Genomic DNA, 26,578 nt, shown 5'->3' with positions numbered 1-26,578 from the left:
GCGACGGAGAAATCCGTCGCCACCCTTTCCCTGTGTTCGTCGGGTTCGGATCCTCGTCAGGTTTCGGGCAGTGCGCTGTCGATGTGATTGGCGGCCACCAACTTGCCGCCCGACAGCGACAGCACCCAGGTGCTGCCCTTGCGGTTTCGTGCCGGTGGGAGCGTGACACCGTCGCGGTCCGCCCACCACTGGAGCAGCGGGGGAATCACCCGGCCCTGGCTGCAGACGACCTGAACTCCACCTCGGGTGGCGATCTTTCGCAGCAGTGCCTGCGTGGCCGACGGGTCGTCCCGGTACGACTCCTCGGACAGTGCGGGCTCGACGCCGATTCCGATGCTGAGCGCGCGTGCCAGTGGCTCCACCGTCTGCACACACCGCGTGCGGTCGGCGGTGTGGATCTCGGTCGTCCCGAAGGCCTGCAGCAGCGTCGACAGCGCCTCGGCCTGTGCGCGACCGTGCTTGTCCAGGGGCCGCAGATCGTCGTCGCCCCGATAGCGTGACCGGCGACCCGCCTTCGCATGGCGCACCACCAGAACCGTGGTGGTGTCCGCGGGTACCTCCAGGAATCGGGTGATCACCCTGACATCCATCCGGTACGACAGGGCGTCGGGCACTTCGTCCGGCGGCAGCCACCGCATCTCGTCGACCTCGGCGTTGGGCACGAACTCGCCGCCGCGTGCCTCGGCGGCCCAGTAGTCGACCCGCTTGCGTTTACGGTGTCCGGGCACCTCGTACGAGATGCGTGCGACGTGTCTGCCCAACTGGACCTGCAGACCGGTCTCCTCCTCCACCTCGCGCACCGCGGCGACGACCGGTATCTCGCCCGGATCCAATTTGCCCTTGGGGAGCGACCAGTCGTCGTACTTGGGCCGATGGATCAGCGCGATCTCGATCTCGTACGGGTTGCCCGGCGCCTTGCGCCACAGGACTGCGCCCGCGGCGAAGATGCTGGCCTTGATACTGGCCGACTTGCCGTTTGCGCGATCGGAAGTGGAGCCCACGGGTGTCCTCCTGCTCGTCGATCGCGCCTACGCGCCGACCCGTCGGGTGCGCATCAGTTCCTCCTGGTGGTCGCGTACCCGCTCGCCACGGGCGGGGGACGCCGCCCAGTGCCCGTCGGACTGCAGCACCCAGCACCGGGTGGTGGGATCGAGAGCGGAGTCGAAGATCTCTCCGAGTTGTCGCGTCAGACGGGGATCCTTGACCTGGGCCATCACCTCGACCCGGCGGTCCAGATTGCGGTGCATCATGTCGGCGCTGCCGATCCAGAACTCGTTCGATCCCGCGAAGTGCAGCACGCGGGAGTGCTCGAGGAACCGGCCGAGAATCGAACGGACCTCGATGTTCTCGCTCAGCCCCGGCACCCCCGGACGCAGCGCGCAGATGCCACGTACGACCACCTCGACCGGGACACCCGCCTGCGACGCGCGGTAGAGCGCGTCGATGACCTGCTCGTCGACGAGGGCGTTGGCCTTGAGCCGGACCCGCGCCGAGCGGCCCGACTGCTTGTGCTCGATCTCGGCCTCGATGCGGGAGACGATCCCGGCGCGGACGCCGTGCGGCGCGACCAGCAGGTTGCGGTAGTTGGACTTTCGCGAGTACCCGGTCAGCGAGTTGAACAGGTCGGTCAGGTCGGCCCCGATCTCGGGGGCCGCGGTGAGCAGTCCCACGTCCTCGTACAGCCGGGCCGTCTTCGGGTTGTAGTTCCCCGTCCCGATGTGGCAGTACCGCCGGATCGCCCCGCCCTCGCGGCGAACCACGAGGCACGTCTTGCAGTGCGTCTTGAGGCCGACGAGTCCGTACACGACGTGCACCCCCGCCTGCTCCAACTTGCGTGCCCACTTGATGTTCGCCTGCTCGTCGAAGCGCGCCTTGATCTCCACCAGCGCGACGACCTGCTTGCCCGCCTCGGCAGCGTCGATGAGCGCGTTGACGATCGGGGAGTCGCCCGACGTGCGGTACAGGGTCTGCTTGATCGCCAGCACCTGCGGGTCCGCGGCGGCCTGCTCGATGAACCGCTGCACGCTGGTCGAGAACGAGTCGTACGGATGGTGCACGAGGACGTCGCCCTCGCGCAGCGTCGAGAAGACGCTCTTGGGGGTCTCGCGTTCGCCGAACGCCGGATGGGTCGCGGGCACGAACGGTGCATCCTTGAGCGCGGGCCGATCGACGCCGTACACCTGCCACAGGCAGGACAGGTCGAGCAAACCGGGAACCTGGATCACATCACCGGGGTCGACCTCGAGTTCGCGCAGCAGCAGGTCGAGCATGTGCTCGGTCATGTCGTCGGCGACCTCGAGGCGCACCGGAGATCCGAAGCGCCGCCGGGCGAGTTCGCGTTCGAGTGCCTGCAGCAGATCCTCGTCGCGGTCCTCCTCGACCTCGAAGTCGGCGTTGCGGGTGATCCGGAACGCGTGGTGCTCCACGATCTCCATGCCGGGGAACAGCACGTGCAGGTGGGCGGCGATGAGGGCCTCCATCGGGAGGAACGCCGGGATCGCCGACGGCGACTCTCCGCGGTTGACACGGACGAAGCGATCGACGTTGTCGGGTACCTTCACGCGGGCGAAGTGCTCGCCGCCGGTCGCGGAATCCTTCACCGTCACCGCGAGGTTGAGGCTCAGGCCGCTGATGTAGGGGAACGGGTGGGCCGGGTCGACGGCCAGCGGTGTCAGGACCGGGAACACCTGATCCTGGAAGTACTGCGACAGCCGGTCGGCTTCCGCGGCGTCCAGGTCCGACCACCGGATGATCGAGATGCCCTCCGCGGCCAGCTGGGGGAGCAGCTCCCCGAACGTGCGCGCGTGCAACTCGGCGATCTCCTGGGTGCGCTCGTTGATCAGCGCCAGCTGTTCCCGCGGCGTCAGACCGTCGGCGGAGCGTACCGACAATCCGGTCTCGTCGCGCCGCTTGAGACCCGCCACCCGAACCATGTAGAACTCGTCGAGGTTGGACGCGAAGATCGCGAGGAACTTCGCGCGCTCGAGCAATGGCAGCGACGGGTCCTCGGCGAGTGCGAGCACCCGGGAATTGAAGTCCAGCCAGCTCAGTTCGCGGTTGAGGTAACGATCGTCGGGCAGCGGGGCGGCTGCTCCGTCGACGGTGATCGGTGTCGGCGCCGGCGGTGCGGTCGGAACCACCGGCAGGTGCGGTGCTGGCGCCGGGTCTCGTTCGGTCGGTGCTTCCCGTTCCCTGGAGATCGCCGATTCCGTCACCGTGTCGTGTCCTGCGCTGTCACCATTGCTCACCGGTCGATCATCCCCCAGATCGCGAGAACGCGGCAATCCGATGCCCGCGAGTCCGGGTGAATTCTCAACAACGTGCGGATGGCCTCGGCCAGCCGATCGACCGCAGCACCCGGGCGGTTTCGGGCCCCGGGCCGAGGAGTGACGCGGCGTCGAGATCGTCCGGGGTGTCCACGTCCAGTCGCAGACCCGGCCACGATCCCCTCAAAGCCGTTGCCCCGGAATCGATGTGGCGTCTGGCGGAGTCGGTGCCGAACCGGGGGGACAGGTCCTGTGACGGGTCGGCGACGATCAGGGCGGACGTTCCCGTGCCGTGGTGATCGACGACCACCGCGCGCGGAAACGGCCGTGCGGCCACGAGTGCCTCGGTCAGTTCCACGGCCGTCAGGCATGGCAGATCGCCCTGCAGCGCCACCACCGGACCGGGTCCGCGGTCGGTCTCACGGGCGGCCGCGTGGAGCACGTCGTTGAGCCGATCCGGGCCCGCCGCGCGATCCGGGATCCAATGCGCGCCCGCCGCAGTCGCGGCCGCCGACACCCGCGGATCGGGCGTGATCACCGTGACCGCAGCGACCGCGACCGACGCACGCGCCGCGGACAGCGTGTCCCGGAGCATCGCCAGCACGAGTTCCGTGCGCTGCCCGTCGGCCAGTCGCGGCGTCAGCCTGCTCTTCGCCTGGCCGAGATCCTTGACGGCGATCAGGACGTGCGCGCGCACCGAGGACGGGGCAGTGGGCGCGGTGCTCATGTGAAACATCCTGCCAGTGGCGGTTGATGCGGCCCGCGAGGGTGCCGGTCTGCCGGTCGGCCCGTGCGGCGGACGGGGCCCGACTACTGTCGTGACAGCCAACAGTGAGTGGACCGGTCGGAGGATGGGCGATGGTGAGGGCGGCGGTACTGGGTGCGGGTTCGTGGGGCACGGCGTTTGCGAAGGTGCTCGCCGACGCGGGAACCGAGGTCACGATGTGGGCGCGCCGCGCGGAGATCGCCGCGGCGATCACGAACGACCATGTCAATCCTGGTTATCTCGACGGAATCACCCTGCCGGACGAGCTGACTGCGACGACGGACCCCGTCACGGCACTGGCCGGTGCCGACCTGGTGGTACTCGCCGTACCGTCCCAGTCGTTGCGCGCCAACCTCGCCGGCTGGGCGGCGTCCGTCGAGTCGGACGCCACCCTGCTCTCCTTGGCCAAGGGCATCGAGTCCGGCACGTTGCTGCGGATGAGCGAGGTGATCACCGAGGTCGCCGGCGTCAACCCGGACCGGGTCGCCGTCCTGTCGGGGCCCAACCTGGCCCGGGAGATCGCGATCGGTCAGCCCTCCGCGACGGTGATCGCCTGCTCCGATCACGAGCGTGCCGTGGCGGTTCAGAAGTCCTGTGCCACAAAGTACTTCCGCCCCTACACCAACGTCGACGTGATCGGCTGCGAGATCGGCGGGGCGTGCAAGAACGTCATCGCCCTGGCATGCGGGATGGCCTCCGGCGTCGGATTCGGCGAGAACACGAACGCCACGATCATCACCCGCGGCCTCGCCGAGATGATCCGCCTCGGCGTCGCGCTCGGAGCCAATCCCGCGACCCTCGCCGGGCTCGCCGGGGTCGGCGACCTCGTCGCCACCTGTTCGTCGCCGCTCTCGCGCAACCGCACCTTCGGAGCCCACCTCGGCAAGGGTGGCACGCTGGCCAGTGCACAGGCCGCCACCAACGGCCAGGTCGCCGAGGGTGTGAAGTCGTGCACCTCCGTCCGCGCGCTGGCGCAGCGGCACGGCGTCGAGATGCCGCTCACCGACGCGGTGCATCGCGTGTGTCACGAGGGACTGTCGGTGCGCGAGGCGGTCGGGTTGCTGCTGGGCCGCCGCATCAAACCCGAATGAGGCCCGGCCACGCGTCTAACGGTACGGTTTCCGCGTGAACAATCCTCGTACCAGGGTGGCCGTGATCTTCGGTGGGCGCAGCAGCGAGCATTCGGTCTCCTGCGTCTCGGCGGGCAGCGTCCTGCGCAACCTCGACCCGGAGGTCTACGAGGTGGTGCCGATCGGCATCACTCCCGCCGGCGCCTGGGTGCTCGGCGCAGCCGATCCGGCGGAACTGGCCATCGACGGTCGCGCCCTGCCCAGCGTCGACGCGGCGGGCGCGGCACTGACGATCACCGCCGATCCGACCCGCGGAGGCGCCATCGTCGCCCTCGACTCGGAGGAAGCGGGCCGCGTCCTGGCGTCGGTCGATGTCGTGTTCCCCGTGCTGCACGGCGCATACGGCGAGGACGGCACCGTCCAGGGCCTGCTCGAACTGGCGGGAATCCCGTACGTCGGTCCGGGTGTGCTGGCCAGCGCCGCAGGGATGGACAAGGAGTTCACCAAGAAACTGCTTGCCGCCGAAGGCCTGCCGATCGGTCGTCAGGTGGTCCTGCGGCCGGGAGTCGCCACCGTCTCGCAGGCCGACCGGGACGCACTCGGACTGCCCGTCTTCGTCAAGCCCGCGCGCGGTGGTTCGTCGATCGGCATCACCCGCGTCTCGAGCTGGGAGGGACTGGACGCGGCGATCGCACACGCCCGAACCCACGACCCGAAGGTGATCGTCGAGGCCGCGATCGTCGGGCGCGAGGTCGAGTGCGGAGTGCTCGAATTCCCCGACGGCACAGTGCGTTCCAGTGTCGTTGCCGAGATCCGGATGCCGGACCTCGTCGAGGACGACGACGCGTTCTACGACTTCGACACCAAGTACCTCGACGACATCTGTGAATTCGACGTGCCCGCCAAGCTCGACGACGACGTCAGTGACGAGATCCGGGCCATCGCGATCCGCGCGTTCGAGGCCCTCGACTGCCAGGGCCTGGCCCGGGTCGACTTCTTCGTCACCGAGGACGGCCCCGTCATCAACGAGATCAACACCATGCCCGGGTTCACCGCCATCTCGATGTTCCCGCGGATGTGGGACGCCGCCGGCGTCGACTACCGGACCCTCGTCTCCACCCTCGTCGACACGGCGCTCGCCCGCGGCACCGGCCTGCGCTGACGCAGGACTGCGTCCACCGGGCTCACGAGCCGGGGACCGCCACCGGCGCCGGGTCGAGGGGCTTCGCCTCGAGTGCGCCCGCGACGGCCGCCGACGTGTCCTGCAACGGCGTCGGTCCGAGCCCGTGCGGGATGGTCACCGCGACGTACACCCCGCGGTCGACCGCGAACCACGTGCTGGCGTCCATGCCCTCGTCGCCCGGGATCTCCAGCCACTGCACACCGTCGACGACCTGCAGGGCGCTCGCCGCGTCGAACTCCACCGGACGGTCCAGGCCGCACCGCAGCACGATCTCCTGTGCGTCGGCGGACTGCCAGGCCGCCGCGCCCGCGGGAGCCGGATCGACCAGATCGGCGCGGTCGAAGTCGCCGATCGTCTCCGGAAGTGACGCCACCAGCGAGGTGCACTCCGGCGATCCCGCGGCAGGGGCGGGAACCTCGCCCAGCGCGACGGGCTCGAGGACGGGATTGCGGCCGGCGATGACGGCGGCGACCACGACCCCCGCGATCAGGGCGACGGGAAGTGCGACCGCGGCGGCGATCAGGGCGGGGCTGCGGCGGGTGTCGGGATCTGTCACTGTGTCGTTTTCTCGAATGTCGTTCCGTCGAACGTCCTGTCGAACGTCGTCGGTGCTGGCGGGGTCGTTCGCCGATGTCTCGGGGCCGGATCTGCTCACGAGCTCGCCGCCACCTCGCAGGTGAGGGTTCGGGTGATGCCGGTGACGTGCTGGATGTCCTTCACGACCGGGGCCAGGCCGTCGCCGCCCAGAGCGTCGATCCGGGCGATCACGTCGTACGGGCCGACCACGTTCTCGGCGGTGACCACCCCGGGCAGCTGCCGGATCCGGTCGGCGATGACGGTTGCCTTGCCCACCTCGGTCTGGATCAATACGAACGCCTGCGCCACCGGTGGCCCCTTCCCAGCACAGCGCCTCGCGGTCTCGGTAGAGTCGCGGTGGCTCCGGCTTGTCGTGCCGGGCCGGGTCGATTCCCGGCCGCCCTCCCAGGGTACCGCGACCGTTTTCGGCGAAAGGCATGTCATCGACACTGGGAACACCGGCAGCGAGCGGGATCCGCAGTCCGAGCGGACGGTGGCCGACATCGGCGAGTTCGCCGTGATCGACCGGGCCGTGTCCGGGCGCGAGCAACCCGCGACGACGATCCTCGGGCCCGGCGACGACGCCGCCGTCGTGCGTGCCGAGGACGGCCGCGTCGTCGTCTCGTCCGACATGTTGGTGGAGGGCAGACACTTTCGGTTCGACTGGTCGACCCCGCACCAGGTGGGACGCAAGGCGGTTGCGCAGAACGCCGCCGACATCGTGTCGATGGGGGCCTGGCCGACGGCGTTTCTCGTCTCGCTCGGTTGCCCACCGGACACGCCGGTGTCGGTGGCCGACGCGTTGAGCGACGGAATCGCGACGGCGGCCGCCGCGCTCGGGGCCGGAGTGGTCGGTGGCGACACCGTCCAGTCGGATCAGGTGGTGCTGTCGATCACGGTCCTCGGAGATCTTCGGGGACGTGATGCGGTACTGCGGTCCGGTGCGCGTCCCGGCGATCAGGTGGCGCTGGCCGGACGGGCCGGATGGTCGGCGGCGGGCCTCGCCGTCCTGCTCGCGGGAGTCGACGGGTTTCCGGAAGTCGTTGACGCGCATCGGGTTCCGAGTCCTCCGTATCGGAGCGGCGTGGACGCATCCCGGTCCGGGGCGACGGCGATGACCGACGTCTCCGACGGACTCGTCGCCGACCTCGGTCACCTGTGCGCGGCGTCCGGTGTCGGCGTCGACCTCGATCCCGCGGCGCTGGCACCGGACCCGCCGCTCCGCGCCGCGGCGCAGGCGCTCGGAGCCGATGCATTCGGCTGGGTGCTCACCGGTGGCGAGGATCACGGCCTCGCCGCCACCTTCCCTCCCGACGCGAGCCTCCCGGACGGCTGGCGGCGCATCGGTGTCGTCCGTGCGGGAGCAGGCGTCCTCGTCGGTGGCCGCGAGTGGGCGGGGCCCGGAGGCTGGCAGAGCTTCGACGGTTAGGGTGCAGCAATGTCGATCTATGCCCTCGGAGACCGTGTACCCGACATCCATCCCGACGCATACGTTCACCCGGACGCGGTGGTGATCGGCGCGGTCACACTCGCCGCGGGTGCCTCGGTGTGGCCGCAGGCGGTACTGCGCGCAGACTACGGAACCATCACCGTCGGTGAGCTGACCAACATCCAGGACGGCTCCGTCATCCACTGCACCGCGACCGACTCGACCGTCATCGGAGCGCGGTGCGTCGTCGGGCACAGTGCCCACATCGAGGGCGCGACCATCGGCGACGAATGCCTGATCGCATCGGGATCCGTGGTCCTCAACCGTTCGACCGTCGGCGCAGGCGCGATCGTCGGCGCCGGGGCCGTGATTCCCTTCGGCTTCACGGTGCCGCCCCGTCGGATGGCGCTGGGTGTGCCCGCCAGACTCCGTGAGGGCCACGAGGTCCCCGTCGGCCACATGGACGGCAACACCAAGATGTACGCCGCGAACGCCGCGTACTACCGCAAGGCCCTCCGGAAGGTCGACTGATGGGGCCCCGGCCGCTCAGCGAACTGCTCGACCCCGGCTGGGCACAGGCCCTCGACCCGGTCGCCGGACGGATCGCCGAGATGGGGGAGTTCCTGCGCGGCGAGGTCGCGGCCGGCCGCGGGTACCTGCCCGCCGGGGACAACGTGCTGCGGGCGTTCACCCAGCCTTTCGACGACGTCCGCGTGCTGATCGTCGGGCAGGACCCCTACCCGACACCCGGACACGCGGTGGGGCTGAGCTTCTCCGTCGCCCCCGACGTCCGCCCGGTGCCGCGGAGCCTGACGAACATCTTCACCGAACTGGGCACCGACCTCGGTCTGCCGACTCCCTCGAACGGTGACCTCACGCCGTGGGCCCAGCAGGGTGTGCTGCTGCTCAACCGGGTTCTCACCGTGCAGCCCGGTCAGGCGGCGTCCCACCGGCGCAAGGGCTGGGAGCAGGTCACCGAGCAGGCCATCCACGCGCTCGTCGCGAGGACCGACCCGAGCGGTACCCCGCGTCCGCTCGTCGCGATCCTGTGGGGCCGCGACGCGGCGACGCTGAAGCCGATGCTCGGTGACACTCCGTACGTCGAGTCCGCACACCCGTCACCGCTGTCGGCGTCGCGCGGCTTCTTCGGTTCCCGGCCGTTCAGCCGCGTCAACCGGCTTCTCGAGGAACGCGGCGAGAAGCCGGTCGACTGGCGTCTGGTCTGATCCGCCCGGCAGTGGGGGACCGCACTCAGCGGTGAGTGGCGAAGTCCGGCTTGCGCTTCGCGACGAACGCGTCGACTCCCTCGCGCCCGGCCGGGCTGCCCGCGGCGGCGGAGATCGCCTCGGCTTCCGCGTCGAGCTGATCCGACAGGGTCGACTCCTCCGAGCGGGCGAACAGCGCCTTGATCCCGGCGTAGGAGCTGGTCGGTCCGGCGGCGAGACCCTGCGCGACCCGCAGCGCCTCGGCCTTGACCTCGTCGTCGGCCACGAGACGGCTGAGCACGCCGAGGCGGACGGCCTCCTCGGCGTCGACGATCGCGTCGGTCAGGACGATCTCGCGTGCCTTGCGGGTGCCGACGATGCGCGACAGGTTCCAGGACATGCCGCCGTCCGGCGTCAACCCGATTCCGGGATAAGCGGGCCGGAGCTTGGTCGAGGTGCCGCCGATCGCGATGTCGACCGCGCACACCAGGCTCATCCCGGCACCGGCGGCCCAGCCCTGCACCGCGGCGACGACGGGGACGGTGGCGGCGGTGAGCAGACGAACGAAGTCGTGCAGCTCGTGCGCGACGCCGAGGAGGTACGCCGGTCGGTCGTCCGCACCCGCGAAGTCGCGGACGTTGCCGCCGGCGCAGAAGTTGGCGCCGTCACCGACCAGAAGCACGGCGCCCGCGCTGATCTCGCCTGCGGCGAGCGCACGAAGCGCGGTGATGCCCTGGCCGACACAGGTGAAGTCGAGTGCGGTGCCGTTGTCGGCGGTGGCAATGGCGATACGGAGGACGCCGCCGTCGAGGCGGACGTGGGCGAGGCCGTCGAGTGAAGTCACCGATGCACCATATCGGTGCCGGAAAACGACGATGCCCCCGGCGCCGTGAGGTGCCGGGGGCATCGTCGATGCTGGTGAAGATCAGGCGCGGACGACCTTGCCCGCCTTGAGGCAGGAGGTGCACACGTTGAGCTTCTGACGGGTACCGGATCCAACCTGGGCCCGGACAGTCTGAATGTTCGGGTTCCAGCGACGGTTGGTACGCCGGTGCGAGTGCGAGACCGACTTACCGAAGCCGGGTCCCTTGGCGCAGACGTCGCAGACGGCAGCCATAGTCGCGAACTCCTTGATGTGATGACGGATGAAATTCAGTTGCAGGCATGGGACACCGGAGCGACCCTTGCGAGGCAACCCTGCAAGATTAGCCGGAACGGATGCGTTTGACCAAACCGGCACCTCGAGGCCGTCGAGGTGAGCGGGCTGTCGTGCCCTCCCGCTAGTGTTTCAGCGAGCCGATCGTACCTGCGGATCGGCGAAACCCGTCGCGCGTGATCATCCGGATTCCACGCGTGAACCCAGATTCGTCGACCGAGGGACGGAGGCCGGAACCGAGGTGCTCGAGGCCCTGCAAGAGGTGGACGGGGCGGCGCTACGCCGCTGGGCGAGGGTCTGCGTCGACGGACTGGCGAGCCGCTGCGACGACATCAACAAGCTCAACGTGTTCCCCGTGCCCGACTCCGACACCGGCACGAACCTCCTCCACACCATGCGCGCTGCCGCCGAGGGTGCCTACGCGGTCGACGACGGCGCCTCCGCCGGCGAGGTCGCGACCGCGCTGGCCCGCGGCGCCGTGTCGGGCGCGCGGGGAAACTCCGGTGTGATCCTGTCGCAGGTCCTGCGGGGCATCGCCGAGGTCGCCCGGTCGGGTCGGCTCGACGCCCGCACCGTGTGCAGTGCGTTGAACGAGGCGGCGGTCCTGGCCACCGACGCGATCAGCATCCCGGTGGAGGGCACCATCGTCACCGTTCTGAGGCACGCCGCGGCGGCCGCCGACGCGTGCCCGGACGGAACGGACCTCGCCGGGGTCGTCTCCGCCGCCTCGGACGGGGCGGTCGAGGCTCTCGCGCACACGCCGGCGCAGTTGGCGGAGCTCAGCCGCGCCGGGGTGGTCGACGCGGGCGGACTCGGTCTCGTCGTGATCCTGGACTCCCTGGTCGGTGTGGTCACGGGCGTCACCCCCGACCGCTCGGACCTCTCGCTCGTCGCGGGGCCGACGGAGGTACCGCCGCCGGCGCCGCTGCCGGCCCGGTGCGCGGACGTCTCGAGCAGCCGGGACTACGAGGTGATGTACCTGCTGTCCGACTCCGACGAGCACCGTGTCGGGGAGCTGCGCCACCGTCTCGGCGTGCTCGGCGACTCGGTGATCATCGTCGGCGACGGCGCCGACAGCTGGTCGGTGCACGTCCACTGCGCCGACGCCGGGGCCGCCGTCGAGGCCGGTCTCTCCGCCGGGGCCGTGCACCGGATCCGGATCTCCTGCTTCGCGCTGGACGCGACGCCCGCACGTCCCGGCACCTCGGTGCCGGTGCCGGGCCGCCGGTGCATTCTCGCGGTGGTCACCGGAGACGGCGCCGCCGAACTGTTCGCCGCGGAGGGCGCCGAGGTGCTGCGCGCCGACGAACCGGTGACACCGGAACGACTGCTGGCGGCGATCCGGGAGCTGGGCGGTACGGAGGTGCTGGTGCTCCCGAACGGGGTCCTGCCCGCCCAGGAACTGGTCACGGTCGGTGTCGCCGCCCGCGACGACCACCGGTCCGTGCTGCTGCTCCCGACGTCGTCGATGGTGCAGGGGCTGGCGGCGCTCGCCGTCCACGACGACAGCCTGGCCGCCGTCGACGACGGGTTCGCGATGTCGGAGGCCGCCGCGTCCACCCGCTGGGGGTCCGTGCGGGTGGCGGCGCAGCGGTCGCTGACGCTGATGGGCACCTGCGAGGCCGGCGACGGGCTCGGGCTGATCGGCCACGAGGTGGTGGTCATCGCGGCCGACGCCGAGGAGGCGGGTCGCCGGCTCCTCGACCAGGTCCTCGGCGTCGGTGGCGAACTGGTGACGCTGCTGCTCGGTGCGGCCGCGCCGGGCGGTCTCGCGAACGCGCTGACCGACCACGTCGCACGCAACCATCCGGGTGTCGAGGTGCTCGTCTATCCCGGCGGACAGGACGGTGACCTGCTGCAGGTCGGCGTCGAGTGAAACGAGAGATGCATCGATGGCAACACTGAGCGACCGCCTCGACCACCTTCTCGGCGCCAAGGTCGCCGAGCCCCTGGCCACCGACTTCGACATCACGACGGTCGAGGGCCTGCTGCGCCACTATCCGCACCGGTACGCCACCCAGGGCGCCGAACTCGGAGAGAGCAAGCCTCCGGAGGGCGCCCACATCACGATGGTGGCGACGGTCGTCAAGGCGGACGTCGTCCCCTTCAAGAACCGCACCGGCAAGATGCTGCGCACCGTGCTCTCCTCGGACAGCCAGCGGGTCGAGGCCACCTTCTTCAATCCGCAGAAGGTGGCCCATGTGATCAAACCCGGTGTGCGGGCGATGTTCTCGGGCACCGCGAAGTACTTCCGTGAACAGCTGCAGCTGACGCACCCGAGCTACCTGCTGCTCCCGTCCGGTGGCGGTGACCCGGTCGTGGGCGGTCGGGTCCGCGGTTCGGGGGAGCTGGCGGGCATGGCCCGCAGCGCGCAGGGCGCCGACGCCGCGGTGGACATGGAGATCTTCGACCGGGAACTGATCCCGATGTACCCGTCGACGCGGGACGTCGAGACGTGGACGATCGCCAAGTGCGTGCGGCAGGTGCTCGACCAACTCGACGTCGTGCCCGATCCGCTACCCGAGGCGACGCGGAACGAACTGGGCCTGATCACCCTCGACGAGGCGCTGCGGCTGGTGCATCGGCCGGAGACGAAGGGGGATGTCGACCGGGCGCGTGAGCGGCTGCGGTTCGACGAGGCCGTCGCCCTCCAACTGGTGCTGGCGCAGCGCAGGCACACCGTCGACGAGCGGCTCGCGCCCGCGTGCCCGCCGCGACCGGACGGGCTGGCGACGACGTTCGACGCCCAGCTGCCCTTCGCCCTGACCGACGGTCAGCTCGCTGTCGCCGAGGAGATCGCGACGGACCTGTCCCGACCGCATCCGATGAACCGGCTGCTGCAGGGCGAGGTGGGCTCGGGCAAGACGATCGTCGCGTTGCGCGCGATGCTCCAGGTGATCGACGCCGGGCGCCAGTGCGCACTGCTCGCGCCCACCGAGGTGCTGGCCGCACAGCACGCGCGCTCGATCCGGCAGATGCTCGGCGACCTGGCCCGCGCCGGCGAGCTCGGCGCCGCCGAACACGCCACCCGGGTCGCCCTGGTGACCGGCTCGCTGTCGGTCGCCGCGAAGCGAGCCGCACTCAACGAGGCGCAGGTCGGCGACGCGGGCATCGTGATCGGCACCCACGCGCTCATCCAGGAGGGCGTCGGATTCTTCGACCTGGGCATGGTCGTCGTCGACGAGCAGCACCGTTTCGGTGTCGAGCAGCGGGACGCGTTGCGCGGCCGGGGCCGGGAGGGCCGGAGCCCGCACGTGCTGGTGATGACCGCGACCCCGATCCCGCGCACCATCGCGATGACGGTGCTCGGCGATCTCGAGACGTCCACGCTGCGTGAGCTGCCGCGGGGCCGGTCGCCGATCGTGAGCAACGTGGTGTCCGCGCCGGACAAACCGGCCTGGGTGGACCGGGCGTGGGCCCGGATCGTCGAGGAGGTCGGCGCGGGCAGGCAGGCGTACGTCGTGTGTTCGCGCATCGGTGAGGGCGACGAGGACGCCGAGGGGCCCGACCTCGACCTCGACGACTTCTTCTCGGGGCAGGCTCCCGCGACGCCGGCGCCCCGCGCGAAGGCCAGGAGCGCGAAACCGCCGAAGGGAGGTGACGCCCCGCAGACCGCGGCCGCGCTCGCGGTGTTCGACGAGCTGCGCCGCGGCCCGCTCGCGTCCGTCCGGGTCGGGTTGCTGCACGGCCGGCTGCCGTCCGACGAGAAGGACGCGGTGATGCGCGACTTCAACGCGGGTGACATCGACGTCCTGGTCTGCACCACCGTCGTCGAGGTCGGTGTCGACGTCCCCAACGCGACGGTGATGGTGATCGTCGACGCCGACCGCTTCGGGGTGAGTCAGCTGCATCAGCTGCGTGGTCGCGTCGGCCGCGGTGCCCACCAGGGGCTGTGCATCCTGATCACCGGTTCCCGGCCCGAATCGCCGGCCTTCCGACGGTTGAGCGCGGTGGCCGCGACCAACGACGGCTTCGAACTGGCCCAACTCGACCTCGCGCAGCGCCGCGAGGGCGACGTCCTCGGTGTCGCCCAGTCCGGCACGACGACCCGGTTGCGTCTGCTGTCGCTGCTCGATCACGAGGAGGTCATCGAGACGGCGCGCGAGCTCGCCCAGCGGATCGTCACGCAGGACCCCGATCTGTCCGAGCATCCGGGACTCGCCTCGATGGTGTCCGCGGGACTCGACACCGAGCGCCTGGACTACCTCGACAAGTCGTAGCGTGTCCCAGGCGGCCCCACCCCTGCTCGCCGCCCCGACGAACCGAGGAAGTGAGATGCCCGACGACGTGTCCGCGCAGTCCGGAGACCTGTCCGCCTACGAGGACGACCTGTCGGCGATCGAGCGGCGGGTCACCCGGGAGTTCTCGTTCGGCCGCCGGCGGCCGGTCGTCCTCACGCTGATCGCGGTCCTGGTCGTCGCGCTGTTCCTGCCCCACGCCGGGTCGCACACCGGTATCGCTGTGCTCGGTGGTGCGGGCGGTGCCACCGCCACCGTGCCGCTACGACTGTTCCTCGGTTTCGTCGTGGTGTTCGGGATCGGCGTGTCCACGGTCGCGGCGGTGACCCGCCGCTGGGCACTGTCCTGGCTGGCCATGATCGGGACGGCGATGGGGTTCGTGTTCGGGCTGTTGGCGCGCTGGTCACAGCAGTCGCTGCCGGTCGAGTCGCGACCCTCCGGAACGGGCATCGGGTTGCTGATCGCGTGGGCGGCGATGGCGCTGCTCGCGATCCAGTGGGCGTCGATGACCTGGAGTCGGGCGAACGTCATGCAGGCCCGGAGAGCGCCCGGCGCCGACCGGTGACGGTTCACGCGGGACACCGGTTCCGCTGTGAGATGCGGGGCCGGTAGCGTACTGCATCGTTACAGGTGTCCGAATGTACCGTGGATTTCCCGAATGCTGGGACGGCGTGCCGTCCACGTCCTGAACGCGAGGGTAGTTTTCAGCGATGTTCTCAAAAGTCTTGGTTGCCAACCGCGGCGAAATTGCGATCCGGGCGTTCCGTGCCTCGTACGAGTTGGGTGCGGGCACGGTCGCCGTCTTTCCGTACGAGGACCGCAACTCGGTCCACCGGCTGAAGGCCGACGAGAGTTACCAGATCGGTGAGGAAGGGCACCCGGTCCGGGCGTACCTGTCGGTGAACGAGATCGTGGCGGCGGCGAAGAAGGCCGGTGCCGACGCGATCTACCCGGGTTACGGATTCCTGTCCGAGAACCCCGACCTCGCTGCGGCGTGTGCGGCCGAGGGCATCACCTTCGTCGGCCCGTCCGCCGAGGTGCTGGAGCTGACGGGCAACAAGGCGCGGGCGATCGCGGCGGCGAAGGCGGCGGGGCTGCCGGTGCTGGCGTCGTCCGAGCCGTCCTCGGATGTCGAGGAGCTGCTGGCCGCGTCGGAGAACATGGAGTTCCCGGTCTTCGTCAAGGCCGTCGCCGGTGGTGGTGGCCGCGGTATGCGGCGGGTCGCCGAGCGCGCCCAGCTGCGTGAGGCGATCGAGGCGGCGGCGCGGGAGGCGGAGTCCGCGTTCGGTGATGCGACGGTGTTCCTCGAGCAGGCGGTGGTCGATCCGCGGCACATCGAGGTGCAGATCCTCGCCGATCAGCAGGGCAACGTGATCCACCTGTTCGAGCGGGACTGCTCGCTGCAGCGGCGGCACCAGAAGGTGATCGAGCTCGCGCCCGCACCGAACCTGCCCGAGGAGCTGCGGCAGAAGATCTGCGCGGACGCCGTGGCGTTCGCCAAGCAGATCGGGTACTCGTGCGCGGGCACCGTCGAGTTCCTCCTCGACACCCGCGGCAACCACGTCTTCATCGAGATGAACCCGCGGATCCAGGTCGAGCACACGGTGACCGAGGAGGTCACCGATGTCGATCTCGTGCAGTCGCAGCTGCGGATCGCGTCGGGCGAGACCCTCGAAGACCTCGGCCTGTCGCAGGAGTCGGTCAGGCTGCGGGGCGCGGCACTGCAGTTGCGGATCACGACCGAGGACCCGGCCAACGGGTTCCGCCCGGACACGGGCCGCATCACCGGCTACCGGACCCCGGGTGGCGCCGGTGTCCGCCTCGACGGCGGCACCATGGTCGGCGCCGAGGTCGGTGCCTACTTCGACTCGATGCTGGTCAAGCTCACCTGCCGTGGCACGGATCTGCGCGCGGCAGCGGCGCGGGCCCGGCGAGCGGTCACCGAGTTCCGCATCCGCGGTGTCGCGACGAACATCCCGTTCCTGCAGGCCGTTCTCGACGACCCGGACTTCCAGGCCGGCAACGTCACCACCTCGTTCATCGAGCAGCGGCCCGAGCTGCTCACCTCCCGCGCCTCCGCCGACCGCGGCACCCGCATCCTGCGGTACCTCGCGGACGTGACGGTCAACAAGCCGCACGGTGAGCGACCCACCTCGGTCTACCCCCACGACAAGCTGCCCGACATCGACCTCAAGGCGGCGCCGCCCGCCGGGTCGAAGCAGCGCCTCGTCGAACTCGGCCCCGAGGGCTTCGCCCGGTCGCTGCGGGAGCAGAAGGCACTCGCGGTCACCGACACCACCTTCCGGGACGCGCACCAGTCCCTGCTCGCGACCCGGCTGCGCACCCGCGACCTGCTCACCGTTGCCGGCCATGTCGCTCGGATGACGCCGGAGCTGCTGTCGGTGGAGGCGTGGGGCGGCGCCACCTACGACGTGGCGTTGCGATTCCTGCACGAGGACCCGTGGGAGCGGCTCGCCGCGCTGCGGGAGGCGATGCCGAACATCTGCCTGCAGATGCTGCTGCGTGGCCGCAACACCGTCGGCTACACCCCGTACCCGGAGACGGTGACGCGGGCGTTCGTGGCCGAGGCCACCTCCACCGGTGTCGACATCTTCCGGATCTTCGACGCCCTCAACAACGTCGACCAGATGCGGCCGGCGATCGACGCGGTCCGCGAGACCGGGACCGCCGTCGCCGAGGTCGCGCTGTCCTACACCGGTGACCTGTCGAACCCGAACGAGTCGCTCTACACCCTGGACTACTACCTGAAGCTGGCCGAGCAGATCGTCGACGCCGGCGCGCACGTGCTGGCGATCAAGGACATGGCCGGTCTGCTGCGCGCTCCGGCGGCGACCACGCTGGTGACCGCGCTCCGCAAGAACTTCGACCTGCCGGTGCACGTGCACACCCACGACACCCCCGGCGGCCAGCTGGCGACCTACCTGGCGGCGTGGCACGCCGGTGCCGACGCCGTCGACGGCGCCAGTGCCGCGCTGGCGGGCACCACCAGCCAGCCCGCACTGTCGGCGATCGTCGCCGCGGCCGCGCACAGCGACCGCGACACCGGCATCGACCTGCAGGCCGTGTGCGACCTCGAGCCGTACTGGGAGGCGCTGCGCAAGGTGTACGCGCCGTTCGAGTCCGGGCTGCCCGCACCCACCGGACGCGTCTACACCCACGAGATCCCCGGCGGTCAGCTGTCGAACCTGCGCCAGCAGGCGATCGCCCTCGGACTCGGCGACCAGTTCGAGGAGGTCGAGGCGAAGTACGCGGCTGCGGACCGGATGCTCGGCCGCCTCGTCAAGGTCACCCCGTCGTCGAAGGTCGTCGGCGACCTCGCGCTGCACCTCGTCGGTTCCGGGGTGTCGGCGGACGAGTTCGCCGCGAACCCGGCCGGATTCGACATCCCCGATTCGGTGGTCGGGTTCCTGCGCGGCGAACTCGGCACCCCCGCGGGCGGATGGCCGGAACCGTTGCGCAGCAAGGCCCTCGAGGGACGCGGACCGGCCAAGCCCGAGACCCCGCTGAGCGCGGCCGACGAGGCCGGACTGGCGGGCGACGCGGACGAGCGGCGCGCCACCCTCAACCGGCTGCTGTTCCCGGCGCCGACGAGGGAGTTCGCCGAGCACAAGGAGAAGTACGGCGACACGTCCCGGCTGTCGGCGAACCAGTTCTTCTACGGCCTGCGACAGGGCGAGGAGCACCGCGTCCAACTCGCGAAGGGCGTCGAGCTGCTCATCGGACTCGAGGCGATCTCCGACCCCGACGAGCGGGGCATGCGCACCGTGATGTGCATCCTCAACGGCCAGCTGCGGCCGGTGTCGGTGCGGGACCGCTCGATCGCCAGCGAGATCCCGGCCGCGGAGAAGGCCGACCGCTCCAACCCGGGCCACGTCGCCGCTCCGTTCGCCGGTGTCGTGACCCTCGTCGTCGCCGAGGGCCAGAAGGTCACCGCCGGGGACACCGTCGCCACCATCGAGGCGATGAAGATGGAGGCCGCGATCACCGCCACCCGCAGCGGCACCGTCTCGCGACTCGCCATCGCCCCCGTCCAGCAGGTCGAGGGCGGCGACCTGCTCACGGTGATCTCGGTCGTCGCCGCGGAGGAGGACGGCCCGCAGTGACACCGCTCGCGGCCAGGGCACCGCAGTGACCCCGTTCGTGGCGGGGGTCACGCAGTGACCCGCATCGTGGCCGGCGCCGCAGGCGGGCGCCGGCTACGGGTGCCCACGCAGGGCACCCGGCCGACCTCCGAACGGGTGCGGGAGGCGCTGTTCAGTGCCCTCGCCGCCCGCATGGACCTCGACGGCGCACGGGTACTCGACCTGTACGCCGGGTCGGGTGCGCTTGGGCTGGAAGCACTCTCGCGCGGTGCCGGCTACGTGCAGCTGGTCGAGTCGAACGCCCGTGCCGCTGCGGTGGTGCGGGAGAACATCGCCGAGGTGGGCCTGCCCGGCGCGGTCGTCACGACCGCGCCGGCGGCCGCCGTCGTCGCGGGCACACCCGACGGCGAGTACGACATCGTGCTGCTCGACCCGCCGTATGCGCTGGGCGCAGGCGAACTCGGGTCGGTGCTCGCCGATCTGGCGGCGAAGGCCTGGATCGGGGAGGGATCGCTGGTGGTGGTCGAGCGAGGGTCCCGTTCGCCGGAGACGGTGTGGCCCGACGGGTTCGAAGTCGAACGCGCCCGCAAGTACGGTGACACCCGCGTCGAGATCGCCTGTTACCGTCTGCAGTCATGAGCAAGGCGGTCTGCCCCGGTTCCTTCGACCCCGTCACCAACGGTCACCTCGACGTGATCGCCCGCGTGGCGGTGCAATTCGACGAGGTCGTCGTGACCGTCGTGATCAATCCCAACAAGCAGGGCATGTTCACGATCGACGAGCGGCTCGAGATGCTGCGCGAGGCGACGGCGGATCTGCCGAACGTCAGCGTCGACTCGTGGCAGGGCCTGCTCGTCGACTACGCGACGAACAACGGTGCGACGGCGATCGTCAAGGGCCTGCGCGGCGCCAACGACTTCGACTACGAGCTGCAGATGGCGCAGATGAACCACAAGCTCACCGGCGTCGACACCCTGTTCGTCGCCACCAATCCGCGGTACAGCTACCTGTCGAGCTCGCTCGTCAAGGAGGTCGCGACGTACGGCGGCGACGTCGCGGACATGCTGCCCGCCAAGGTGCACGCCCGCCTGCTCGATCGCATCGCCGAACGCAAGGCTGCGACGCGTTCGTGACCTGATGATCCGCGACACGTCCGGGGCGCGCCCGGGTGTGGTGCCGCACCGCGGTCGCGGGCTGCGGCAAGATTGAAGGCGTTGATGGCCGCTGTCGACGATTGGGGTGTGGCGTGTACCGGGTATTCGAGGCGCTCGACGAGCTGGTCGCGATCGTGGAAGAGGCCCGGGGTGTCCCGATGACCGCCGGCTGTGTCGTCCCACGCGGTGACGTCCTGGAACTGCTCGACGACGTCCGGGACGCGATCCCGGGCGAACTCGACGACGCGCAGGACGTCCTCGATCATCGCGACAAACTGGTGGGCGATGCCCGGACCCATGCCGAGCAGACGGTGTCGAGCGCCGACGCGGAGGCCGAGGAGACGCTGTCGAACGCCCGCGCGGACGCCGACCGGATCCTGGCCGACGCCAAGGACAAGGCCGATCGGATGGTCGCGGAGGCCCAGGCCCACGCCGAGCAGCTCGTCGTCGACGCGCAGGACGAGGCCGATCGCACCATCGCGGACGGTCGCCGCGAGTACCAGGACGTGACCGGCCGGGCCGCTGCCGAGGCGGAACGCATGATCGAATCCGGGCGAGCGTCGCAGGAACGGTCCGTCGCGGACGGCCGGGCCGAGCAGGAACGCCTCGTCTCGGAGACCGAGGTCGTGCAGGCGGCCCACACCGAGTCGGCTCGGGTCATCGACGCCGCACACGCCGAATCCGACCGGCTGCGTAGCGACTGTGACCTCTACGTGGACAACAAACTCGCCGAGTTCGAGGAGTTCCTCACCGGAACCATCCGCTCCGTCGGGCGTGGACGGCAGCAGCTACGCACCGGCACCGGAGTGCCGACCTACGACGACACCGACGAGCGGCGCTCCGACCGCCGTCGCTGACACCGAAAAAGGGTGCACATCTCGGCGCCGCCGAGGGGTGCACCCTTCTTCGTGTCGGGTCAGCTGGCGCGGGCCCGCGCCGGCGTCACCGTCTCCGCCGCGGACACCGGCGCCTCGGCGACGGCGCGCCGACGCCGGCGGACGGCCTTCTCCGCCTCCACGACGACGGGGATGATCAGCGCCCACCCGATGCCGGCGAGCCACTGGGGTCCGGTCAGCGACGTCGTCATCAGCAGGTCCTGGAGGAAGCCGAGTTCCACCGCGAGCACCGTGACGACGACGGGCACGGACAGGATCTTCAGGGCGTTCAGCACGGGTGCCGTGACACCGGACTCCGGGTCCCGGCGCATCACCAGACCGGCCAGGACGGAACCGAGCGACATCACCACGAACGCCATCGTCATCGGCACGTTCCCCTCGGTCGTGCTCAGCTCGCCGGGCGCGAGGAGCATCGCCGCGAGGGTGACGACGAACTGGAGTATCCCGTAGGCGAGCCACTGCGTGAACGCGGGTCGGTTCGCGATCGGGACCCGGGGGTCGCGGGGCGGCTTGTTCATCAGGTTCGGCGGCGGCGGGTCGGCCATGATCACCGCGACCGGGAACAGGGTGATGAAGAAGTGCTGGAACAGCACCATCATCGGGGTGAGTGCGACGCCCTCGTTGATGTCGAACAGGCTCGCCGCGAGGAACAGCAGCACCAGCGAGAACAGCTTCGCCATCTGGTAGCGGATGTACGAGACGATCTTGTCGTAGATGCTGCGGCCCAGACGGATCGCGGTGATCAGTGTCCCGAAGTTGTCGTCGGTGAGCACCATCTTGCCCGCCTGCTTGGTGACCTCGCTGCCGGAGCCCATCGCGACGCCGATGTCGGCCTTCTTCAGCGCGGCGGCGTCGTTGACGGCATCACCGGTCATCGCGACCACGGCACCGCCGCGTTGCATGATGTCGGCGAGGCGCAGCTTGTCCTGCGGTGTGACGCGACCGAACACGTGCAGGTTCGGCAACCGGGCCGCCAGCTCGTCGTCGGTCAGGGTCTGCAGTTCGGCTCCGCCGATGGCACCCGGGCCGAGTCCGAGCTCGGCACCGATCGCCGAGGCGGTGATCGCGTGATCGCCGGTGATCATCCGGACCTCGATGCCCGCCTCGTGCGCGGTCCGCACCGCGTCGACGGCCTCGGGTCGCAGCGGGTCGATGATGCCGACCATCCCGATGAAGGTCAGGTTCTCGACGAACGACATCGGGTCGCCCACCACCGCGTCCTCCTGGCCGGCGACGTCGCGGGCGGCGAACGCCAGCACCCGCAGACCCTTCTCGGACATCGTGCGGTTCGCCGCGGTCAACTCCTCGCGCACCTGGTCGATCGGAACCGACTCCCGACCCGGCAGGAAGGCGTGCGTGCACCGGTCGAGGACCACGTCCGGTCCGCCCTTGACCACCTCCACGAAGCGCGCCTCGCCGTCGATGTCCAGGTGATGGAAGGTCGCCATGAACTTGTAGGCGGAGTCGAACGGAACCTCGGCGACCCGCGGATACTGCCGCCGGGTCAATGGCGCGTCGACACCGATCTTGGCGGCGAGCACCACCAGCGCGGCCTCGGTGGGGTCGCCCACCACCTCACCGGAGTCGGACACGGTCGCGTCACTGTCCAGGCACAGCCCGTAGGCGAGCATCGTGAAGTCGGGGACCGCGTCGCCTGCGGTGTGGGTGATCGTCCCGGTCTTGCTGTATCCCTCACCGCCGACGGTGTACCAGCGGGTGTGGAAGTAGAGCGACCGCACCGTCATCTGATTCATCGTCAGGGTGCCGGTCTTGTCGGAGTTGATCGCGCTCGTCGCGCCCAGGGTCTCGACGTCGGTGAGGTTCTTCACCACCGCCTTGGCGTCGGCGAGCTGGCGGGCTCCGAACGCGAGCATCGCCTGGACGAAGGTGGGCAGACCGGTGGGAATCGCGGAGACACCCATCGAGATGCCGAGCAACAGCAGCGTCGTGGTGTCCTGTCCGCGGAACAGGCCGATGACCACGATGATCGCGACCGCCGCCCAGGCGATGATGCCGAGCACCTTGGTCAGCGAGTCGAGTTCGCGCTGCAGCGGGGACTTGCTCGGCGCGACAGCCGAGAGCATCGACGCGATGCGTCCCATCTCGGTGTTCATCCCGGTCTCGGTGACCACCATGGTGGCCGTGCCGCGCGTGACCGAGGTGTTCTGGAACGCCATGTCGGTGCGGTCGCCGAGCGGGACGTCGACGGCGGACAGTGTCGACGCGTCCTTGCCGACCGGCGCGCTCTCGCCGGTCAACGCCGCTTCCTGGGTTTCGAGGGTGGCCGACCGCAGCAGCCTGCCGTCCGCGGGAACGATGTCGCCGGCCTCGAGTTCGACGATGTCGCCGGGGACGAGGCCGGTCGCGGGCAGCTGCGTCAGCGTTCCGTCGCGGATCACCCGGGCCTGCGGGGTCTGCATCTTCGCGAGCGCGTCGACGCTGGCGCGAGCCTTCAGTTCCTGCTGGGTGCCCAGCACCACGTTGAGCGCGACCAGGACGACGACGACGATCGCCGTGGGGATCTCGTCGATCACGATGCTGACGACGGCGACGGCGATCAGCATCAGGTTCATCAGGTCCCGGACCTGGCGACCCGCGGTCGCCCAGATCGACGGGGCCGGTTCGGCGGCGATCTCGTTCACGCCGAACCGGCGCGTGCGGTCCGCCGCCTCGGAGGCGGTCAGTCCCGTCACGGAATCGGACTCGAGGTGGGCGACGACCCGGTCGGGTTCCTGCGCGTGCCAGGGTGTCGACCCCGCCGGGTCGGCCGGTGCGGGGACCGGGGAAGGGTGCTCGGTGGTGGACATGAGGTGTGTGCTCCTTGGACGGGCGACGGGCGACGGGCGGATGCCGCTCGGCGTGCTCAGTACGGAGTGGGAATCCAGTGCAGCGGCTGCCGCGTCGGCTCGTAGCCGTGCGGGGACTGCCGTTTCGGCAGCTCGATGTCGCGGGGCTCCAGCGGTTCGTAGGGCACCTGGTCCAGGAGGTGGGTGATGACGTTGAGGCGTCCGCGCTTCTTGTCGTCGTTGTTCACCAGGAACCACGGCGCCCACCCGGTGTCGGTGAGCCGGAACATGTCGTCGCGCGCCCGCGAGTAGTCGTACCAGCGGCTGTATGACTCGAGGTCGAGGTCGGAGAGCTTCCAGACCTTGCGGGGATCGTCGATCCGGCTCTGCAGTCGCAGCGTCTGCTCCTCCTCGCTCACCTCGAGCCAGTACTTGAGGAGGATGACGCCCGATTCGACGATCGTCCGCTCGACCGCGGGGACGTTCTCGAGGAACTGCAGCGACTGCTCCTCCGTGCAGAAGCCCAGCACGCGCTCGACGCCGGCGCGGTTGTACCAACTGCGGTCGAAGACGACCACCTCGCCCGCCGCGGGCAGGTGCGGGATGTACCGCTGGATGTACATCTGCGACTTCTCGCGTTCGGTCGGCGCGGGCAGCGCGACGACGCGGAACACGCGCGGGCTGACGCGCTCGGTGATGGCTTTGATGACCCCGCCCTTGCCTGCGGTGTCGCGGCCTTCGAAGACGATGCAGACCTTGGCGCCGGACGACCTGACCCATTCCTGCATGGCGACGAGTTCGCCGTGCAGCGGTTCGAGCAGGCGGCGGTAGTGCTTGAACTTCATGCGCGGGAGCGACCCGGTCTCGTCGGGGCCGTCGTGGTCCCCGTCGTGTTTCCTGCCGCCGTGATGCTTGCTCACATGACCCCTTCGACACCCTCGTGCGCGTACTCGCCGCGCGGACCGGATGAAGCGATGGGCACATCATGCCGCCGGTTTCCCCGTGGTGCAGGGGATCCCGGCATCGTCCGCGCGCCGCGCGGGTGGGCCGTTTCGCTGTGCGCGGGCCCGTTTCGGTCCCGGTTTCGCACCGTGGCCGGGTATCGCGTACCCTGGTGTGGTTGCCCGTTACAGACCACGGTCCATGTCGACGAAAGAGTGTTCGCGTGTCCTCCCACAGCTCCACAGCGCCCCGTCCGCACGACGGTGGCTTCGTGCTGGACACCCGCAAGCTCGGCCGCCGTCCGGGGTCGATGACGACGGTCACTCGGACGGTGTCGACGCCGACGCGGATCGGGCTGGACCTGATCGCGGTACCCGAGGGCGCCGACGTGAACCTCGACCTGCGCCTCGAGTCCGTGTCCGAGGGTGTGCTGGTCACCGGAACCGTCCGCGCCGCCACGACGGGGGAGTGCTCGCGCTGCCTCGAACCGTTCGGCGGCGAACTCGACCTCTACCTGACGGAGTTGTTCGCCTACCCGAACAGCCTCACCGAGGAGACCACGGACGAGGACGAGGTCTACCGGATCGTCGACGAGTTGATCGACCTGGAACCGGTCGTCGTCGATGCCGCCGGGCTCGAACTTCCGCTGCAGCCGTTGTGCAGCGAAGACTGCCAGGGACTGTGCCCCGAATGCGGGGTTCGCCTGGCGATTGCAGAATCCGGGCATGGGCATGAGATACTGGATCCTCGCTGGGCTGCCCTCGCGGGGAAGTTGGTTGACACCGACGGTGTCGATGCCGATGCAGAGTCCAGCACGAGTCGTGTGAACACCGAAGCCGAGGAGAAGTAGAAGTGGCTGTCCCCAAGCGCAGAATGTCGCGATCCAACACCCGGTCGCGGCGCAGCCAGTGGAAGACCACTGCGCCCACCCTCATCACCTGCCCCAACCGTGGCTGCGGCGAGAAGACGCTGCCCCACATCGCGTGCCCGTCCTGCGGCACTTACAAGGGTCGTCAGGTCACCGCTGCGGTCTAGTCGCAGTGACGAGCAGTACGAGCCCCGAGGCTCCCGCCGGCGGCGAGGAGGGGAAGCACGCTTCCCTCCTCGCCGCTCTTGGCGTTGAGCTGGACGATGCGCTGTTGACCCTGGCCCTGACCCATCGCTCGTACGCGTACGAGCACGGCGGTCTGCCGACCAACGAGCGCCTCGAATTTCTCGGTGATTCCGTTCTCGGTCTGTCCGTGACCGAACGCCTCTACGTCGCGCACCCGGACAAGTCCGAGGGCGAGCTGGCGAAGATCCGCGCCAGCATCGTCAACATGCACGCCCTGGCAGAGGTCGCACGCGGCCTCGGTGAGGGCGGTCTCGGCGCGCATCTCCTTCTCGGCAAGGGGGAGGAGCTGACCGGTGGTCGCGACAAGCCCAGCATCCTCGCGGACGGCATGGAGTCGCTGCTGGGTGCCGTGCACCTGCAGCACGGCATCGACACCGCACGCACGGTCGTGCTGAGTCTGTTCGCCGACCTCATCGAGCGTGGGCCGAAACTCGGCGCGGGCCTGGACTGGAAGACCAGCCTGCAGGAACTCACCGCCGAGCGCGGTGACGGCGTGCCGAGCTACGAGATCACCTCGACCGGCCCCGACCACGACAAGGAGTTCACCGCGACCGTGGTGGTCGCGGGGACCCCGTTCGGTGTTGGCGTCGGCCGGTCGAAGAAGGAAGCCGAGCAGAAGGCCGCCAGCACCGCGTGGAAGGCGCTGACCGAGGCGGCCACCACTTCCGACGGCGCCGATCCGACCGAGTAGACA

General features: G+C 70.0%; 24 protein-coding genes. 15 read left to right on the top strand and 9 right to left on the bottom strand.

What is annotated here, in order from left to right; all coding sequences use genetic code 11:
* Positions 1-56: 56 nt before the first annotated feature.
* The 3 genes from ACFYVR_RS04080 to cofC form a co-directional block, all read right to left on the bottom strand.
* Positions 57-1,001: an NUDIX domain-containing protein gene (locus ACFYVR_RS04080; RefSeq protein ID WP_387469846.1), complete on the bottom strand. Its 945-nt coding sequence runs from the start codon at positions 999-1,001 to the stop codon at positions 57-59.
* A 27-nt stretch (positions 1,002-1,028) separates the two neighbouring features.
* Positions 1,029-3,146 carry an RNA degradosome polyphosphate kinase gene (locus ACFYVR_RS04075; protein WP_387470352.1) on the bottom strand — a complete coding sequence of 706 codons (2,118 nt, stop codon included), beginning with the start codon at positions 3,144-3,146 and terminating at the stop codon, positions 1,029-1,031.
* Positions 3,147-3,312: 166 nt separating this feature from the next.
* A complete protein-coding gene (gene cofC / locus ACFYVR_RS04070; RefSeq protein ID WP_387469844.1) occupies positions 3,313-3,993 on the bottom strand; it encodes a 2-phospho-L-lactate guanylyltransferase in 681 nt (226 codons plus the stop codon).
* 131 nt (positions 3,994-4,124) lie between these two features.
* On the opposite strand from cofC, the gene ACFYVR_RS04065 reads away from it, so the two are divergent.
* Complete coding sequence (locus tag ACFYVR_RS04065) at positions 4,125-5,123, top strand: NAD(P)H-dependent glycerol-3-phosphate dehydrogenase (protein WP_387469842.1); 999 nt, start codon at positions 4,125-4,127, stop codon at positions 5,121-5,123.
* 34 nt (positions 5,124-5,157) lie between these two features.
* Positions 5,158-6,264, top strand: a complete 1,107-nt coding sequence (locus tag ACFYVR_RS04060; RefSeq protein ID WP_387469840.1) for a D-alanine--D-alanine ligase family protein — start codon at positions 5,158-5,160, stop codon at positions 6,262-6,264.
* A gap of 22 nt (positions 6,265-6,286) precedes the next feature.
* Here the strand turns inward: ACFYVR_RS04060 and ACFYVR_RS04055 are convergent, their stop codons facing one another.
* Together ACFYVR_RS04055 and ACFYVR_RS04050 are read right to left on the bottom strand one after the other, a co-directional pair.
* Positions 6,287-6,859 (bottom strand): DUF3515 domain-containing protein, encoded by a 573-nt coding sequence (locus tag ACFYVR_RS04055; protein WP_387470350.1) that lies wholly within the window; start codon positions 6,857-6,859, stop codon positions 6,287-6,289.
* Between the two features lie 77 nt (positions 6,860-6,936).
* Complete coding sequence (locus tag ACFYVR_RS04050; protein WP_387469838.1) at positions 6,937-7,170, bottom strand: Lrp/AsnC ligand binding domain-containing protein; 234 nt, start codon at positions 7,168-7,170, stop codon at positions 6,937-6,939.
* Between ACFYVR_RS04050 and ACFYVR_RS04045 the strand changes: the two genes are divergently transcribed.
* The 3 genes from ACFYVR_RS04045 to ACFYVR_RS04035 are packed head-to-tail and all read left to right on the top strand — an operon-like array spanning position 7,118 to position 9,516.
* Complete coding sequence (locus ACFYVR_RS04045) at positions 7,118-8,290, top strand: thiamine-phosphate kinase (protein WP_387469836.1); 1,173 nt, start codon at positions 7,118-7,120, stop codon at positions 8,288-8,290. The two genes, ACFYVR_RS04050 and ACFYVR_RS04045, sit on opposite strands and share 53 nt — an antisense overlap.
* A 9-nt stretch (positions 8,291-8,299) precedes the next feature.
* A complete protein-coding gene (locus ACFYVR_RS04040) occupies positions 8,300-8,821 on the top strand; it encodes a gamma carbonic anhydrase family protein (protein ID WP_387469834.1) in 522 nt (173 codons plus the stop codon).
* Entirely contained in the window at positions 8,821-9,516 is a 696-nt protein-coding gene (locus ACFYVR_RS04035) for a uracil-DNA glycosylase (protein WP_387469832.1), read from the top strand. Before ACFYVR_RS04040 ends, ACFYVR_RS04035 begins: the two co-directional genes overlap by 1 nt.
* A 25-nt stretch (positions 9,517-9,541) precedes the next feature.
* On the opposite strand, the gene ACFYVR_RS04030 is transcribed toward ACFYVR_RS04035, so the two are convergent.
* Both ACFYVR_RS04030 and rpmB read right to left on the bottom strand, forming a co-directional pair.
* Positions 9,542-10,339: an enoyl-CoA hydratase-related protein gene (locus ACFYVR_RS04030; protein WP_387469830.1), complete on the bottom strand. Its 798-nt coding sequence runs from the start codon at positions 10,337-10,339 to the stop codon at positions 9,542-9,544.
* An 81-nt stretch (positions 10,340-10,420) separates the two neighbouring features.
* A complete protein-coding gene (rpmB, locus tag ACFYVR_RS04025) occupies positions 10,421-10,612 on the bottom strand; it encodes a 50S ribosomal protein L28 (protein ID WP_007536895.1) in 192 nt (63 codons plus the stop codon).
* A 280-nt stretch (positions 10,613-10,892) separates the two neighbouring features.
* On the opposite strand from rpmB, the gene ACFYVR_RS04020 reads away from it, so the two are divergent.
* The 7 genes from ACFYVR_RS04020 to ACFYVR_RS03990 all read left to right on the top strand — a co-directional run bounded on the left by ACFYVR_RS04020 (position 10,893) and on the right by ACFYVR_RS03990 (position 21,003).
* On the top strand, positions 10,893-12,527 hold the full coding sequence (locus ACFYVR_RS04020) for a DAK2 domain-containing protein (RefSeq protein ID WP_387469827.1): 1,635 nt from the start codon (positions 10,893-10,895) through the stop codon (positions 12,525-12,527).
* Positions 12,528-12,543: 16 nt separating this feature from the next.
* Positions 12,544-14,871, top strand: coding sequence for an ATP-dependent DNA helicase RecG (gene recG, locus ACFYVR_RS04015; RefSeq protein WP_387469825.1), 2,328 nt, complete (start codon positions 12,544-12,546; stop codon positions 14,869-14,871).
* A 55-nt stretch (positions 14,872-14,926) separates the two neighbouring features.
* On the top strand, positions 14,927-15,454 hold the full coding sequence (locus ACFYVR_RS04010; RefSeq protein WP_387469823.1) for a hypothetical protein: 528 nt from the start codon (positions 14,927-14,929) through the stop codon (positions 15,452-15,454).
* A 145-nt stretch (positions 15,455-15,599) separates the two neighbouring features.
* Entirely contained in the window at positions 15,600-19,013 is a 3,414-nt protein-coding gene (locus tag ACFYVR_RS04005; RefSeq protein ID WP_387469821.1) for a pyruvate carboxylase, read from the top strand.
* Positions 19,014-19,067: 54 nt separating this feature from the next.
* Positions 19,068-19,631 carry a 16S rRNA (guanine(966)-N(2))-methyltransferase RsmD gene (gene rsmD, locus ACFYVR_RS04000; RefSeq protein ID WP_387469819.1) on the top strand — a complete coding sequence of 188 codons (564 nt, stop codon included), beginning with the start codon at positions 19,068-19,070 and terminating at the stop codon, positions 19,629-19,631.
* Positions 19,628-20,125 carry a pantetheine-phosphate adenylyltransferase gene (gene coaD, locus ACFYVR_RS03995; protein ID WP_387469817.1) on the top strand — a complete coding sequence of 166 codons (498 nt, stop codon included), beginning with the start codon at positions 19,628-19,630 and terminating at the stop codon, positions 20,123-20,125. The genes rsmD and coaD overlap by 4 nt, the downstream gene beginning before the upstream one ends.
* A gap of 113 nt (positions 20,126-20,238) precedes the next feature.
* Entirely contained in the window at positions 20,239-21,003 is a 765-nt protein-coding gene (locus tag ACFYVR_RS03990; RefSeq protein ID WP_387469815.1) for a DivIVA domain-containing protein, read from the top strand.
* Positions 21,004-21,062: 59 nt separating this feature from the next.
* Here ACFYVR_RS03990 and ACFYVR_RS03985 read toward each other — a convergent pair whose 3' ends face one another.
* Both ACFYVR_RS03985 and ppk2 read right to left on the bottom strand, forming a co-directional pair.
* A complete protein-coding gene (locus ACFYVR_RS03985) occupies positions 21,063-23,849 on the bottom strand; it encodes a cation-translocating P-type ATPase (protein WP_387469813.1) in 2,787 nt (928 codons plus the stop codon).
* Between the two features lie 56 nt (positions 23,850-23,905).
* Positions 23,906-24,673, bottom strand: a complete 768-nt coding sequence (gene ppk2, locus ACFYVR_RS03980; protein WP_387470348.1) for a polyphosphate kinase 2 — start codon at positions 24,671-24,673, stop codon at positions 23,906-23,908.
* A 368-nt stretch (positions 24,674-25,041) separates the two neighbouring features.
* On the opposite strand from ppk2, the gene ACFYVR_RS03975 reads away from it, so the two are divergent.
* From ACFYVR_RS03975 to rnc, 3 genes are read left to right on the top strand one after another with little or no spacing between them, the layout of a single operon-like run.
* Complete coding sequence (locus tag ACFYVR_RS03975; protein ID WP_387470346.1) at positions 25,042-25,620, top strand: YceD family protein; 579 nt, start codon at positions 25,042-25,044, stop codon at positions 25,618-25,620.
* 2 nt (positions 25,621-25,622) lie between these two features.
* Positions 25,623-25,805 (top strand): 50S ribosomal protein L32, encoded by a 183-nt coding sequence (gene rpmF / locus ACFYVR_RS03970; protein ID WP_137799096.1) that lies wholly within the window; start codon positions 25,623-25,625, stop codon positions 25,803-25,805.
* A 5-nt stretch (positions 25,806-25,810) separates the two neighbouring features.
* On the top strand, positions 25,811-26,575 hold the full coding sequence (gene rnc, locus ACFYVR_RS03965) for a ribonuclease III (RefSeq protein ID WP_387469810.1): 765 nt from the start codon (positions 25,811-25,813) through the stop codon (positions 26,573-26,575).
* Positions 26,576-26,578: the final 3 nt, after the last annotated feature.

The sequence above is a fragment of the Rhodococcus sp. NPDC003318 genome, from assembly GCF_042879035.1.
Taxonomy (GTDB): domain Bacteria; phylum Actinomycetota; class Actinomycetes; order Mycobacteriales; family Mycobacteriaceae; genus Rhodococcus_G.
The sequence above is the reverse complement of the archived record's forward strand: the minus strand, read 5'-3'. Positions and strand labels throughout refer to the sequence as shown.

Excerpts from the sequence above, each read along its gene's own strand:
- ACFYVR_RS04035 (WP_387469832.1), top strand. The coding sequence starts at position 8,821 with ATGGGGCCCCGGCCGCTCAGCGAACTGCTCGACCCCGGCTGGGCACAG.
- ACFYVR_RS04065 (WP_387469842.1), top strand. The coding sequence starts at position 4,125 with ATGGTGAGGGCGGCGGTACTGGGTGCGGGTTCGTGGGGCACGGCGTTT.
- cofC (WP_387469844.1), bottom strand. The coding sequence starts at position 3,993 with ATGAGCACCGCGCCCACTGCCCCGTCCTCGGTGCGCGCGCACGTCCTG.
- coaD (WP_387469817.1), top strand. The coding sequence starts at position 19,628 with ATGAGCAAGGCGGTCTGCCCCGGTTCCTTCGACCCCGTCACCAACGGT.
- ppk2 (WP_387470348.1), bottom strand. The coding sequence starts at position 24,673 with ATGAAGTTCAAGCACTACCGCCGCCTGCTCGAACCGCTGCACGGCGAA.
- ACFYVR_RS04005 (WP_387469821.1), top strand. The coding sequence starts at position 15,600 with ATGTTCTCAAAAGTCTTGGTTGCCAACCGCGGCGAAATTGCGATCCGG.
- ACFYVR_RS04040 (WP_387469834.1), top strand. The coding sequence starts at position 8,300 with ATGTCGATCTATGCCCTCGGAGACCGTGTACCCGACATCCATCCCGAC.
- ACFYVR_RS04010 (WP_387469823.1), top strand. The coding sequence starts at position 14,927 with ATGCCCGACGACGTGTCCGCGCAGTCCGGAGACCTGTCCGCCTACGAG.
- rpmB (WP_007536895.1), bottom strand. The coding sequence starts at position 10,612 with ATGGCTGCCGTCTGCGACGTCTGCGCCAAGGGACCCGGCTTCGGTAAG.
- recG (WP_387469825.1), top strand. The coding sequence starts at position 12,544 with ATGGCAACACTGAGCGACCGCCTCGACCACCTTCTCGGCGCCAAGGTC.
- ACFYVR_RS03985 (WP_387469813.1), bottom strand. The coding sequence starts at position 23,849 with ATGTCCACCACCGAGCACCCTTCCCCGGTCCCCGCACCGGCCGACCCG.
- ACFYVR_RS04045 (WP_387469836.1), top strand. The coding sequence starts at position 7,118 with ATGACGGTTGCCTTGCCCACCTCGGTCTGGATCAATACGAACGCCTGC.